Genomic DNA, 12,774 nt, shown 5'->3' with positions numbered 1-12,774 from the left:
GAAGGTGGCATAGACCAATGAGGTCGTCAACCCCCTGCGTATACGGGGGATTTGATGATCTGCTGATGTGCCGGACCGCTGGCACTGCTCACGAGTGGCGTTACACTTCGCCTGACCAGCAAGCCAGTTCGGCCGCAGTGGTCGTCAACTGGTAAGAGGCTGTGACCCGTCGGGAGGGGAACATGGACGCGGACGTGCCGGGGACGGTGCTCAAACGGGAGCGGACCCGCGATGCCGTGCTGGAGCTGATCGAGTCGCGGAGCCCCGGTGATGCCATCCCCTCGGAGCGCGCCCTGTGCGCCCTGCTCGGCGTATCGCGGCCCACCGTGCGCGCGGCGGCCGACGAGCTGGTCGCCGCCGGGCTCCTGGTGCGCGAGCACGGCCGGGGCATGTTCGTCGCCCCCGCCAAGATCACCCAGGAACTGGTCGCCGGAGACCGGGCGTTGGGCGTGCCGCAGGCGGCAGGCGCCTGGTCGAGCCGGCTGCTGGAGTTCACCACGCTTCAGGCGGGGGCCCGGGTCGGCCGCAAGCTGCGGATGTCGCCCGCCGCCGAGATCGTCTACGTGGCGCGGCTGCGGCTGGTCGACGGTGCGCCGATGGCCATCGAGCACCTGCACATCCGGGCCGAGCTGGTGCCGGGCCTCAGTGCGCGGGAGCTGGAGAGCGGCGACCTGTACGAGCATCTGCGCTCCACGCACGGGGTGCACGTCCACGAGGCGGTCCAGGCCATCGAGCCCACCGTCGTCACCCGTGCCGAGGCCGGGCTTCTCGATGTGCCGGAGCTGTCGCCGGCGCTGCTCTTCGAGCGGCTGACCTCCGACACGGCGGGCCGCCCGGTGGAGTACGTCCACTCGCTCTACCGGGGCGACCGCTACCGGATCGTCTCCCGGCTCGCGCTCGGCCCGGCGGCCGAGGTCGCCCCCGACCGGGAGGGGCACCATCCGGGCATCCCGCCCGGCGACTTCGCGCACGGCGACGCCATCGCCTCCTCGACCAGGGGGGACATCCAGGCGGGTGGCTGACCGCCGAACGCCGGTCGCGTTGCGCAGGATGCAACTCCGGTTGCACCTCTTGTCGAACGGTCGTCGGCGGGCCAGGGTGGCGGACGCATCCGAAGCAGCCGAACCCCCACACGAGGTGTTTCGCATGAACCCAGCCCCCCGCCCGAGCTCCGGCCCCGCCCGCCCCAGCCCCGGTGACCGTTCCGCCTCCGCCTCCGCCTCCGCCTCCGCCTCCGCCTCCGCCTCCGCGCCCGGCCTCCCCAGCCGTCGCGACCTCCTCGGCGGCCTGCTGGCCGGAGCCGCCCTGGCCGCCGTCGGCCCCGCCCACGCCGCCCCCGCCCACGCCGCGCCGGCCCGGGCCGGGGTCCGTCCGGCCCCCATGCCCGCCCCGCCCGCCGGCCCGCGCGTCACCCGCCCGCTGCTCCTCGGCACGTACACCTCCGAGGCGGGAGGCGGCGCCGGCATCGGCACCGCCGCGTACGACACCGGCACCGGCGCGATCACTCCCGGCCCGGTGATCACCGGCGTCGAGAACCCCTCCTACCTGGCCCTCCACCCCTCCGGCGCCACCGTCTACGCGGTCGCCGAGCAGGGCGCGGGCGCGGTCACCGCCGTGGCGATCGCGCCGGACGGGACGTACGAGGTGCTCGGCAGCCGCCCCACCGGCGGCTCCGGCCCCACCCACCTCTCCGTCCACCCGTCCGGACGCTGGCTGCTGAGCGCCAACTACACCTCCGGGAGCGTCGCGGTCCACCCGATCGCCGGGGACGGCTCGTTGGGGGAGCGGACGGACCTGGTCGCCCACAGCTCGCCGCCGTCCGGGCCCGGCCAGGGCGGACCCCACGCCCACCAGGTCGTCACCTCGCCCGACGGCGGTCACGTCCTCGCCGTCGACCTGGGCACCGACACCGTGTACACGTACGCGCTCGACGAGTCGGCAGGCACCCTCACCGAGGTCGCCCGGGCCGCTCTGGTTCCCGGCTCCGGCCCCCGCCACCTGGCCTTCCATCCCGGCGGGCGCTTCGCGTACCTGGCCTGCGAGCTGGACAACACCATGGTCGTCTGCGCGTACGACCCCGCCACCGGCGCTCTCACCCCGGGGCCCCAGCAGTCCACCGGTACGGGATGCGGCACCAGCTACCCCGCCCAGCCGGTGGTCACCGGGGACGGGGCGTACGTCTACCTCGCCAACCGGGGCCACAACAGCCTCACCCGTTACGCCGTGGAGAGCGACGGGGCGGTCCTGCGGCTGCTCGACACCGTGCCCGTCGGCGGCGACTGGCCCCGGCAGCTGGCCCTGTCCCCGGACAGCTCCCTGCTCCTCGCCGCCAACCAGCGCTCCTCCACCGTCACCGTGTTCGGGGTCGGCCCCGACGGCTCCCTGACCGGTGCGGGCGGCCCCTTCCCGGCTCCGGTCGCGGCCTGCGTCCTGCCGCTTCCGTAACCAACAACCTCGGGGCCCCGGCGCACCGGTTCGGGGCCCCGTCCAGCGGCTACAGTCGTGGCCGAGCCGCGGGAGCCCGCACCCGGGGCGAGGACTTCATGGAGGCACAGTGCGCTTGAGGGTGGAATTCACCACCGAGCCGTTCGATCTCGACGAGGCGCCCGCCCACGCGGTGGTCGCCCGCGAGGTGATTCAGGGCGCCGGGCTCGACGCCGTGGACGTCGGCCCCTTCGGCAACACCGCGGAAGGGGGCGCGGACGAGGTGCTCACCGCCGTCGACTCCCTGCTGCGGCGGGCCCTGGCCTCGGGCGCCACCCGGGTCTCGCTCCAGGTGAACGTGATCGAGGGTGACGTGTCGTGACCGAATCCGCCGATCACCCCCCGGCCGCCGCCGACACCTCCGCCGCGTTCGATAACCCTTCGGCAACGCTCGACCACCCGCTGGTCTCCGCGGTCAAGCCGCTCGTCGACGCGATGGGGGCGGAGCTGCTGGGCCCGGACCAGGCCCAGCAGGACGACGTCGTGCTCGCCTGGGAGGGCCAGGACGTCATAGCCGTACGCCTGCCACAGCTCTCCGACTCGCTCGACCACATCCTCGCCGCGATGGAGCGACGGCACGGGATGCCGCTCGCCGACCTGGACCGCAAGGCCAAGCAGAGCGTCGTCCGCACGCTGGAGGCACGCGGTGCCTTCTCCGTGCGGCACGGGGTGGAGACGGTGGCCGGCGCCCTGGGCGTCTCCAGGTTCACCGTGTACAACTACCTGAACCGGGAACATGCGGCCAAGGGTGAGTAGTTGACCGAAACCACCGAACACGCCGAAGAAGCAGGAAAAGCCGCCGTCCGCATGCCGGGACGGCGGCTTTCTTCGTTCGCGAGATTTCAACAAAGTGTTGACGTCGTGTTGCGGAGGGCGTTAGCTATCCGCAGCCCGAACAACGCACAGCGAAAAACAGCCACGGAGGCTCCCGTGACTTCGAGCAACACACCGGGCCTCACCCGGTTCAACACCCTGGCGGACGGCGAGGCCACTCCCGCACTGCACGAGGTGTGTGCCAGTGCGACCTGGGGAAACACCATCCTCGCCGGGCGCCCGTACGCCACCGAAGAAGCCCTGCTCTCCGCGAGCGACGCCGCCATGGCGGAGCTCTCCGCGGAGGACCTGGCCGAAGCGATGGCGGGCCACCCGCCGATCGGCCGCCCGAAGCCCGGCGACCCGACCTCCTCCCGCGAGCAGCGGGGGATGGCCGGCGCCTCCGAGGAGCTCAAGACCGAGATGCTCGAACTGAACCTGGCCTACCAGGAGCGGTTCGGACATGTCTTCCTGATCTGTGCCACCGGCGCCACCGGTGAGCAGATGCGCGACGCGGTGAAGTCCCGGATCGGGAACTCGCCCGAGCAGGAGCAGGAGATCGTGCGCACCGAACTGGGCAAGATCAACCGCATCCGGCTGACCCGTCTCGTGACGGAGACCCTCGCAGAGGGCGCTCCCTCACAGGACTCTTGAGATCTAGGAGAGTGACGGTCTTGAGTACCGACACGACCGCATCGGTGTCCACCCACATCCTGGACACCAGCATCGGCCGCCCCGCCGCGTCCGTCGCCGTCTCGCTCGCCGCCCGCAGCGGAAGCGACGCGCCGTACGTGACGCTCGGAGCGTCCGCGACCGATGCGGACGGGCGCTGCAAGGACCTCCCGGCGCTGCCGGAGGGTACGACCCACGTGCGTCTCGACTTCGACACCGAGACGTACTTTTCCAAGAAGCAAGCCGAGGCGCAGCAGGACGCCCCCCGCGTAAGGGACAGCGGCGCGTTCTTCCCGGAGGTGACCATCGCGTTCGCGGTCGTCCCGGGCGAGCACTATCACGTACCGCTGCTGCTCAACCCGTTCGGCTACTCCGTTTACCGAGGGAGCTAGCACCGACATGCCCACGATTCTCGGCCAGAACCAGTACGGCAAAGCAGAGAACCGCGTCGTCAAGATCACGCGGGACGGCGACACCCACCACATCAAGGACCTGAACGTCTCGGTCGCCCTCTCCGGCGACATGGACGACGTCCACTACTCCGGCTCCAACGCCAACGTCCTGCCGACCGACACCACCAAGAACACGGTGTTCGCGTTCGCCAAGGAGCACGGGATCGAGTCCGCCGAGCAGTTCGGCATCCACCTCGCCCGGCACTTCGTCTCCTCCCAGGAACCGATCCACCGCGCCCGGATCCGGATCGAGGAGTACAGCTGGGAGCGCATCGCGACCTCCGACGGCAACTCCCGTTTCATCGGCGCCGACGAGGTCAAGCACTCCTTCGTCCGCAAGGGCCAGGAGACGCGCGTCTCCCAGATCACCTACGACGGAGAGAACTGGGAGGTCATCTCGGGCCTCAAGGACCTGACGGTGATGAACTCGACCAACTCCGAGTTCTGGGGCTACGTCAAGGACCGGTACACGACGCTGAAGGAGGCGTACGACCGCATCCTGGCGACGGACGTCTCCGCACGCTGGCGCTACAACTGGACCAGCGACGAGCAGCGGATGCCGAACTGGGAGAAGTCCTACGAGCAGGCGCGCAAGCACATGCTCCACGCCTTCGCCGAGACGTACTCCCTCTCGCTCCAGCAGACCCTGTACCAGATGGGTTCGCGCATCATCAACAGCCGCAGCGAGATCGACGAGATCCGCTTCTCGCTGCCGAACAACCACCACTTCCTGGTGGACCTCGAACCGTTCGGCCTCAAGAACGACAACGAGGTCTACTTCGCGGCCGACCGTCCCTACGGTCTGATCGAGGCCACCGTGCTCCGGGACGGCGTAGAGCCGAAGATCCCGGTCGACATGACCAACCTCTGACGCGGCACTGAACCGGCCGCCGTCCGTCCACAGCCGGACGGCGGCCGGTCATCCCGGAGGGAAATCCCATGGCACAGCCTGCAACGGGGCCGGCAGAAGGCCCATGCACGACCTCACCGACCACCGCTGCCGACACGGCGGTTCACCCGGTCGACGAGAAGCTTCCTCCCGCGCGGCTCTTCCCCGCCGCGCTCCAGCACATCGCCGCCATGTACGCGGGCGTCGTCACCCCTCCGCTGATCATCGGCCAGGCCGTCGGCCTGGACACCGCCGGGATGACCCGGCTCATCGCGGCGAGCCTTCTGATCGCCGGGCTCGCCACCATCCTTCAGACCGTCGGTCTCGGCAGCTTCGCCGGCAACCGGCTGCCCTTCGTCAACGCGGCCTCCTCCGCCGGGATCGCGCCGATGCTCGCCATCGCCGAGACCAGCGCACCCGGTCACCAACTCCCGGCGATCTACGGGGCGGTGCTCGTCGCCGGAGTCTTCTGTCTGGCTGTCGGCCCCTTCTTCGGCAGGCTGCTGCGCTTCTTCCCGCCGCTCGTCACCGGCGTGGTCATCACCCTCATCGGCGTCACCCTGATGCCGGTCCCGGTCGCCTGGGCGCAGGGCGGCGACGCCACCGCCGCCGACTTCGGCGCCATGAAGTACCTGGCGCTGGCCGCCTTCACGCTCGTCGTCATCCTGCTCATCCAGCGCTTCGGCCGCGGCTTCCTCAAGCAAGTGGCCCTGCTCATGGGCATGTTCGTCGGTACGCTGGCCGCGATCCCGTTCGGACTCGCCGACTTCTCCGCGCTGAAGTCCGCACCGCTCGCCGCCCTGCCGACCCCCTTCGCCTTCGGCGCGCCGGAGTTCCAGCCCGCCGCGATCCTGTCGCTCTGCATCGTCATGCTCGTCCTGATGACGGAGTCCTCCGCCGGGATGCTCGCCCTCGGCGAGATCTGCGACCGCCGCACCGACGGCCGCACGATCACCCGGGGCCTGCGCACGGACGGCATCGCCACCCTCCTCGGCCCGGTCTTCGGTGGCTTTCCCACCAGTGCCTTCGCCCAGAACGTCGGCGTCGTCTCCCTGACCCGCGTACGCAGCCGGTACGTCGTCGCGGCCGCCGGCGGGGCGCTCCTGGTCCTCGGCGCCTTCCCGGTCCTCGGCGCCGTCGTCTCGCTCGTCCCGATGCCCGTCCTCGGCGGCGCCGGCATCGTCCTCTTCGGCTCCATCGCGGTCAGCGGCATCCGCACGCTCTCCGAGGCGGGCCTGGACGACAGCTCCAACATCATCCTGGTCGCCGTCGCGCTCGGCGCGGGCATCATCCCGCTCGCCGCGCCCACCTTCTACGCCGGATTCCCCGCCTGGGCGCAGACCGTCCTCGGCTCCGGAATCAGTGCGGGAGCGCTGCTCGCGGTCGTGCTCAATCTGTTCTTCCACCATCTCGGCACCCACAGCCGCGCCGCTGTGGCACTCAAATCCTCCTAGGGTCCTGCCGTGCCCACATCGCCACAGAGAGAAGAAGGAAGCGCCATGGCAGCTTCGGCAGACCCTCAGCGCATCGTCATCGAAAACTGTTCGATCGCCACCGTCGACGCCCACGACACGGAGTACGCGTCCGGGTACATCGTCGTGGCGGACAACCGCATCGAGTCCATCGGCGCCGGCAAGGCTCCGGAGGGCCTCGCCGGAGTCGTCCGGCGGATCGACGGCACCGGACACCTCGCGACCCCCGGCCTGGTCAACACGCACCACCACTTCTACCAGTGGATCACCCGGGGCCTGGCCACCGACCACAACCTCTTCAACTGGCTGGTCGCCCTCTACCCGACCTGGGCGCGCATCGACGAGCCGATGGCCCGCGCCGCCGCGCAGGGCTCGCTCGCCATGATGGCCCGCGGCGGCGTCACCACCGCCATGGACCACCACTACGTCTTCCCGAAGGGTTCCGGCGACCTCTCGGGCGCGATCATCGGCGCCGCCCGCGAGATGGGCGTACGGTTCACCCTCGCCCGGGGCTCCATGGACCGCAGCGAGAAGGACGGCGGCCTGCCCCCGGACTTCGCCGTCGAGACCTTGGAAGGCGCCCTCGCCGCCACCGAGGCGACGGTCGACGCCCACCACGACGCCTCCTTCGACGCCATGACCCAGGTCGCCGTCGCGCCCTGCTCGCCGTTCTCCGTCTCCACCGAACTGATGCGCCAGGGTGCCGAGTTGGCCCGCCGCAAGGGCGTACGGCTGCACACCCACGGTTCCGAGACCGTCGAGGAGGAGCAGTTCTGCAAGGAACTGTTCGGGATGGGCCCGACGGACTACTTCGAGTCGACCGGCTGGCTCGGCGACGACGTGTGGATGGCCCACTGCGTCCACATGAACGACGCGGACATCGCCGCCTTCGCCCGTACGGGAACCGGCGTCGCCCACTGCCCGTCCTCCAACGCCCGCCTCGCCGCCGGCATCGCCCGGGTCCCCGACATGCTCGCCGCCGGCGTCCCCGTCGGCCTCGGCGTGGACGGCACCGCCTCCAACGAGTCCGGCGAACTCCACACCGAGCTGCGCAACGCCCTCCTCATCAACCGCCTCGGCGCCCACCGCGAGGCCGCCCTGAACGCCCGTCAGGCCCTGCGCCTCGGGACCTACGGCGGGGCCCAAGTGCTGGGCCGCGCCGACCAGATCGGCTCCCTGGAGGCCGGCAAGCTCGCCGACCTCGTCCTGTGGAAGCTGGACACCCTGGCCCACTCCTCGATCGCCGACCCGGTGACCGCGCTCATCTTCGGCGCGGCCGCCCCGGTGACCCTGTCCCTCGTCGACGGCAAGCCGGTCGTCGAGGGCAGCCACCTCACCACGGTGGACGAGGACGCCATCGCCCACGTCACCCGCGACGAGGCCCGCCGCCTCGCGCAGATCGCCGCCGGAGCCTGATTCCGAGCGGTACCCCGCCGGAGCCCGGCTCCGTGCGGCATCCCCGCGGAGCCCGGCTCCGCGCGGTATCCCCGACCGGCCGGTCGAGGGGGACGGCCCGAGACCGGCCGCCGTGGACCCGAGCGGGGCCCACGGCAGCCGGTCCGGCGGACGCGCGCATGGTGCGCGCCCGCCGGACCGGTGATGAACGCTGCCCGCACACACCCCCGTGCACGCCCATCCGCACCCCCATCCGCACCACCCGCACCACCCGCACGACCTGCACGACCTGCACCACCTGAGAGAGCCGCACCGCCGCACCACTTACGCACCACCTCCCTGAATCCCACGTCGCCGACGACGTGTAACCGACCGGAGGAACCGCCGTGGCCGCCAAGCCCAGGTTTCGCAAAGACGCAGATGCAGCCGCCCCCGACACGACGGCCGACAACGCCGCGGAAGCGGGAGGCGACCGGAAACATCCGGTCGACGAGACCCTCCCCCCACTGAAGATGTTCACCAGCGGCCTCCAGCACGTGGCCGCCATGTACGCGGGCGTGGTGGCCCCGCCGCTCATCGTGGGGCCCGCCGTCGGCCTCACCGCCAAGGAGACCGCCTTCCTGATGGGGGCGAGCCTCTTCACCGCGGGGATCGCCACCCTGCTCCAGACCATCGGCTTCTGGAAGGTCGGCGCCCGGCTGCCCTTCGTCAACGGCGTCTCGTTCGCCGGGGTCGCCCCGATGATCGCGATAGGCAGGGACCGGGGACACGACGGGATAGCCGTCATATTCGGCGCGATCATCGTCGCAAGTCTTCTGGGGTTCGTCCTCGCCCCGTACTTCTGCAAACTGGTGCGCTTCTTCCCACCCGTCGTCACGGGCACCGTGATCACTTTGATCGGCGTCTCGCTCCTCCCGGTCGCCTTCAACTGGTCCCAGGGCGGCAACGCCACGGCCGACGACTACGGTTCGATGACCAACATCACCATGGCCGCCGTGACCCTGGTCATCGTGCTGGCCCTGCGCAAGCTCCTGCGCGGCTTCCTCCAGCAGATCGCGATCCTGCTCGGTCTGGTCATCGGCACCCTGGTCGCCATCCCGGCCGGCATCACCGACTTCGGCGCCATCAAGGAGGCCGACGTGGTCGGCTTCCCGACGCCGTTCGCCTTCGGCGCCCCGCAGTTCGAGATCGCCGCCATCATCTCCATGTGCATCGTGATGCTGGTCTGCATGACCGAGTCCACCGCGGACATGCTGGCCCTCGGCAAGATCGTCGGCCGCCCGGCCGACGAGAAGATCATCGAGGGCGGTCTGCGCGCCGACACCCTCGGCAGTGCCATCAGCCCGCTCTTCAACGGGTTCATGTGCAGCGCCTTCGCCCAGAACGTCGGCCTCGTCGCCATGACGAAGATCCGCAGTCGTTTCGTCGTCGCCGCGGGTGGCGGCATCCTCATCGTGCTCGGCCTGGTCCCCGTCGCGGCCTCCGTCATCGCCCTCGTACCGCTGCCGGTGCTCGGCGGCGCGGGCATCGTCCTCTTCGGCACGGTCGCGGCCAGCGGCATCCAGACCCTGGCCACCGCGGCCATGGAGAAGGGTGAGAACGCGCTGATCGTGGCGGCGGCCCTCGGCATCGGCCTGATCCCGATCGCGGCGCCGCAGTTCTACCACGCCTTCCCGGAGAGCCTGCTGGTCGTCCTCGACTCGGGCATCTCCACCGGCTGCGTGGTGGCGATCGTGCTGAACCTCGCCTTCAACCACCTGGGCCGCAAGGCCGACACGGCGGACGAGGAGCAGGCACCGGGCGAGCACGTGGTGCCTGCCGCGGCCGGGGTCGGCGTCCACTGACCCCTGCGGATTTCGACCGGAGCAGCCGGGGCCCCGCGCGACGCGAGGCCCCGGCTGCCGTGCCGTTCGGGCCGCCGCTGTCCAGGAGCACGGCGTCCGGCCGGGTCAGCCCCACTCCTGTCGGCGCCCGTCGGCACAGGTGAGGGCGCGCAGGCCCGCGGAGCTCTCGTCGAGGCAGTGACCGGTTGACGCGTTCTGGAGGCGGACGGCTTCGTCCTCCCGCTCGGTGAGCGTCCAGGTCTGGGCGGTCGAGCCGTCGCACGGGCGGGCACGCACTGCCGTGCCGCTGTCCTCCAGGCACAGCCCGGTGGCGTGGTTACGGAGCCGGTGCGTGCCGTCCGCACCGGAAAGCACGCCCCACCGCTGGTAGGACATCCCGTTGCAGGGATAGGACCGCAGCCCGTGATCGAGGCTGGAGTCCAGGCAGTACCCGGTGGCGCGGCTGACGAAGGTACGGGCGGCTCCGGAGCGTTCGGGAGCCCCGGCGGAGGTGGCCCGGGTCGTCGGCGCGTCTCCTTCGGCGGCCGTTCCGTGCCCGGGGGAGCCCGTGGGGGCGGTGGGCAGGACCAGGAGAGCGAGAAGGAATCCGGCCGTGAGCCCGCCGAGGGCGCCGGTCGCGGCCGCGGTGGCGCGGCCGGTGAGGAGAGTGCGCGGGCGGCGCCCGGCGGGGGCCGCCCCCGGGGCCGACTCCTCGGCCGGTGGCGGCTCCTCGGCCGGAGGCGGGAGCGGGGCCGGGAGCGGGACCGGGACCGGGGACGGTGGGGGGACCTGGGCGTCTGCCGGCGGGGGCGGCCCGTCGGGGCCGCGTTCGGCGGCCTCCCACAGGGTCCGGTACGCGAAGGGGTCGGCCCCCAGCGCCCTGCACAGGTCGCGGACGACGGGCCAGGGCGGCACGGTGTCGCCGCGGAAGTACCGGGACAGGGACGAGTCGCTGATGCGTACCTGCTCCTCCAGGGCCCGCAGTGTGCGGCCCGAGCGCTGTTGCAGTGCGCGTAACGCGGCGCCCAGCTCCACCGCGTGCTCACGTCGTCCGCGGGCGATCATCGAGGGCGTCTCCCTGAAGGGCCGAAACGGTGTCCCGTTCGCTTCTTCCACGTCCCGGGACAGGCACGTCCCAGCAGGTCGGAAGTGTATTTATCCCGACTTGACGGAAGCAACCGGGATCGGGGTGTGGGACGGGAGCAACCTGTGCAAACTCGGCCTACCGGCAGGGCGGGCCACTCGGTGCCCCGCCTCCGCGCTTCACCTGCACGGGTGAGCGTGCCGGTGTTCACGGTCGGGCCGGCCAAGGCCGCTTCGCCCACCCTCGCGGGACCGGCGTCCCGCTTCCGAACAAGGAGAATCCCGTGTCGTTGCGCAAGCGTTTGACCGGAGGGCTGGTGGCCTCGGCCACCCTGGCAGCCACCCTCGTGACCCTGGTCGGCCCCGCCCGGGCGGAGACGCCTGTACAGCCTCCCCGTGCGGCGGCGTCCGAGGCGGACCGTGCCGCGGTGATCTGCGGTCTTCGGCAGGTGGGGGAGCGGGGGGTCTACCACAACTGCAAGGGTGAGAGCCGCCGCATCCTGGTGACGAAGTACTTCACCGCGAACGAGACCTTCTGCGTGCTGCCGAACGCGGACTGGGACGTCGGCCAGTGGAAGAACATCTACGCCGCCTACGACGAGGCTCCCTGCTGACCGAGGGGGTTCCCGGCCGGGGGTAGCGGCGATGCGGAGGGCTCTTCGGGGCCCTCCGCACCGCTACGCGCGACGCGTCCTCGCCGGGCGTTCCGCCAGACGTCACCCGTGGCACGTCGCCCCGGACCGGCGGCCGGGCCCCCGGCGGCCGGCCGGCACCGGCCGGCTGTAGCGTCAGGGGCATGGAAGACCAGTCTGTTGTGGATGTCGGCGATGTGCGCCTCGCGTACCGGACCTGGGGCGACGCGTTCGGCTCGCCCGTCGTGCTGCTGCACGGCCTCGGCGGTTCGGCCGCGAACTGGGAGGCGGCCGGCTCCCTGCTGGGCCAGGAGTGGCGGGTCTACGCCCTGGACCTGCGCGGCCACGGCGAGAGCGACTGGCCCGACGACTACGACCTGGACCTGATGACCGAGGACGTCGTGGGCTTCCTCGACGAACTGGAGCTGGACCGGGTCGGCCTCGTCGGCCACGGCATGGGCGGCGTCGTCGCCCGGCTGGTGGCCCAGGAGCACTCCGACCGGGTGGAGCGGCTGGTGCTGGTGGAGACCCCGGCCCCGTTCCCCGGCGACCCGGGTCCGGCGGGCCGGGCCGAGGGCCCGGTCGACTACGACGAGAACGCGGTGCCCGCCGTACACGACCAGCTGGCCGACCCCGGCCCGGACGCCGACGAGGCCCTCGGCGACATCGTCTCCCCGACGATGATCATCACCGGCGGCCCGGAGAGCACGATGGAACAGCACCGCCAGGCCGACGTGGCCTCCCTGATCCCGGACTGCCGGCTGATCACGGTCCCGGGCGGCCACCGGATGCACGAGACCCGGGCGGACCAGGTGGCCGCGCACATCACGGAGTTCTTCACCAGCTGACGCGCTACCGAGTTGACCTGTCTCAGCGAAGGTTGAGCGATTCTCATCGAAGATTGAGCGGGACCCGTCGAGGTTCAAGCGGAGCTGGTGAAGTTGATCGCGTTGGGTAGGTGTTTTAGGCACTGTTTCTCGGATCGCCTGACTTGGGTGGGGTGTTGGGGCCAGGCTGGCTTCATGGGTCGTGGGGATCTGACGAATGCGGAGTGGGATC

At 71.2% G+C, this 12,774-nt stretch carries 13 protein-coding genes; 12 read left to right on the top strand and 1 reads right to left on the bottom strand.

Translation table 11 applies throughout. The annotated features are described in order from the left end of the window. Window positions 1–182 precede the first annotated feature (182 nt). The 10 genes from ACH4KB_RS10865 (at window position 183) to ACH4KB_RS10820 (ending at window position 10,021) form a co-directional block, all read left to right on the top strand. Window positions 183–1,022 carry a GntR family transcriptional regulator gene (locus ACH4KB_RS10865; RefSeq protein WP_398065655.1) on the top strand — a complete coding sequence of 280 codons (840 nt, stop codon included), beginning with the start codon at window positions 183–185 and terminating at the stop codon, window positions 1,020–1,022. Window positions 1,023–1,146: 124 nt separating this feature from the next. Next, the gene (locus ACH4KB_RS10860; RefSeq protein ID WP_398065654.1) at window positions 1,147–2,445 is read left to right on the top strand and encodes a lactonase family protein; all 1,299 of its coding nucleotides are present in this window, start codon (window positions 1,147–1,149) and stop codon (window positions 2,443–2,445) included. Window positions 2,446–2,554: 109 nt separating this feature from the next. Then, a complete protein-coding gene (locus tag ACH4KB_RS10855; RefSeq protein WP_398065653.1) occupies window positions 2,555–2,806 on the top strand; it encodes a hypothetical protein in 252 nt (83 codons plus the stop codon). Beyond that, window positions 2,803–3,240: a helix-turn-helix domain-containing protein gene (locus tag ACH4KB_RS10850; protein ID WP_398065652.1), complete on the top strand. Its 438-nt coding sequence runs from the start codon at window positions 2,803–2,805 to the stop codon at window positions 3,238–3,240. Before ACH4KB_RS10855 ends, ACH4KB_RS10850 begins: the two co-directional genes overlap by 4 nt. A 174-nt stretch (window positions 3,241–3,414) precedes the next feature. Then, window positions 3,415–3,951, top strand: coding sequence for a 2-oxo-4-hydroxy-4-carboxy-5-ureidoimidazoline decarboxylase (gene uraD, locus ACH4KB_RS10845; protein ID WP_398065651.1), 537 nt, complete (start codon window positions 3,415–3,417; stop codon window positions 3,949–3,951). A 20-nt stretch (window positions 3,952–3,971) separates the two neighbouring features. Next, complete coding sequence (gene uraH, locus ACH4KB_RS10840) at window positions 3,972–4,361, top strand: hydroxyisourate hydrolase (RefSeq protein ID WP_018514694.1); 390 nt, start codon at window positions 3,972–3,974, stop codon at window positions 4,359–4,361. 7 nt (window positions 4,362–4,368) lie between these two features. After that, window positions 4,369–5,292, top strand: coding sequence for a factor-independent urate hydroxylase (pucL, locus tag ACH4KB_RS10835; protein WP_359617874.1), 924 nt, complete (start codon window positions 4,369–4,371; stop codon window positions 5,290–5,292). Between the two features lie 68 nt (window positions 5,293–5,360). Then, window positions 5,361–6,764 (top strand): nucleobase:cation symporter-2 family protein, encoded by a 1,404-nt coding sequence (locus ACH4KB_RS10830; protein WP_398065650.1) that lies wholly within the window; start codon window positions 5,361–5,363, stop codon window positions 6,762–6,764. 45 nt (window positions 6,765–6,809) lie between these two features. Beyond that, window positions 6,810–8,198 carry an 8-oxoguanine deaminase gene (locus ACH4KB_RS10825; RefSeq protein ID WP_398065649.1) on the top strand — a complete coding sequence of 463 codons (1,389 nt, stop codon included), beginning with the start codon at window positions 6,810–6,812 and terminating at the stop codon, window positions 8,196–8,198. 365 nt (window positions 8,199–8,563) lie between these two features. Continuing rightward, the gene (locus tag ACH4KB_RS10820) at window positions 8,564–10,021 is read left to right on the top strand and encodes a nucleobase:cation symporter-2 family protein (RefSeq protein ID WP_398065648.1); all 1,458 of its coding nucleotides are present in this window, start codon (window positions 8,564–8,566) and stop codon (window positions 10,019–10,021) included. A gap of 105 nt (window positions 10,022–10,126) precedes the next feature. Here the strand turns inward: ACH4KB_RS10820 and ACH4KB_RS10815 are convergent, their stop codons facing one another. Then, on the bottom strand, window positions 10,127–11,065 hold the full coding sequence (locus tag ACH4KB_RS10815) for an RICIN domain-containing protein (protein ID WP_398065647.1): 939 nt from the start codon (window positions 11,063–11,065) through the stop codon (window positions 10,127–10,129). A gap of 302 nt (window positions 11,066–11,367) precedes the next feature. Between ACH4KB_RS10815 and ACH4KB_RS10810 the strand changes: the two genes are divergently transcribed. Together ACH4KB_RS10810 and ACH4KB_RS10805 are read left to right on the top strand one after the other, a co-directional pair. Then, window positions 11,368–11,697: a hypothetical protein gene (locus ACH4KB_RS10810; RefSeq protein ID WP_398065646.1), complete on the top strand. Its 330-nt coding sequence runs from the start codon at window positions 11,368–11,370 to the stop codon at window positions 11,695–11,697. A 182-nt stretch (window positions 11,698–11,879) separates the two neighbouring features. Continuing rightward, window positions 11,880–12,563 carry an alpha/beta fold hydrolase gene (locus ACH4KB_RS10805; protein ID WP_398065645.1) on the top strand — a complete coding sequence of 228 codons (684 nt, stop codon included), beginning with the start codon at window positions 11,880–11,882 and terminating at the stop codon, window positions 12,561–12,563. Window positions 12,564–12,774 lie beyond the last annotated feature (211 nt).

The sequence above is a fragment of the Streptomyces sp. NPDC017520 genome, assembly GCF_044329855.1.
In the GTDB taxonomy this organism is placed as follows: Bacteria; Actinomycetota; Actinomycetes; order Streptomycetales; family Streptomycetaceae; genus Streptomyces.
Note: the sequence above shows the minus strand (reverse complement) of the source record. Positions and strands in the feature narration are given on the sequence as shown.

What these genes read in the sequence shown, in the direction of transcription:
- ACH4KB_RS10865 (WP_398065655.1), top strand. Translation starts at nt 183, where the DNA reads ATGGACGCGGACGTGCCGGGGACGGTGCTCAAACGGGAGCGGACCCGC.
- ACH4KB_RS10860 (WP_398065654.1), top strand. Translation starts at nt 1,147, where the DNA reads ATGAACCCAGCCCCCCGCCCGAGCTCCGGCCCCGCCCGCCCCAGCCCC.
- pucL (WP_359617874.1), top strand. Translation starts at nt 4,369, where the DNA reads ATGCCCACGATTCTCGGCCAGAACCAGTACGGCAAAGCAGAGAACCGC.
- ACH4KB_RS10830 (WP_398065650.1), top strand. Translation starts at nt 5,361, where the DNA reads ATGGCACAGCCTGCAACGGGGCCGGCAGAAGGCCCATGCACGACCTCA.
- ACH4KB_RS10825 (WP_398065649.1), top strand. Translation starts at nt 6,810, where the DNA reads ATGGCAGCTTCGGCAGACCCTCAGCGCATCGTCATCGAAAACTGTTCG.
- ACH4KB_RS10815 (WP_398065647.1), bottom strand. Translation starts at nt 11,065, where the DNA reads ATGATCGCCCGCGGACGACGTGAGCACGCGGTGGAGCTGGGCGCCGCG.
- ACH4KB_RS10805 (WP_398065645.1), top strand. Translation starts at nt 11,880, where the DNA reads ATGGAAGACCAGTCTGTTGTGGATGTCGGCGATGTGCGCCTCGCGTAC.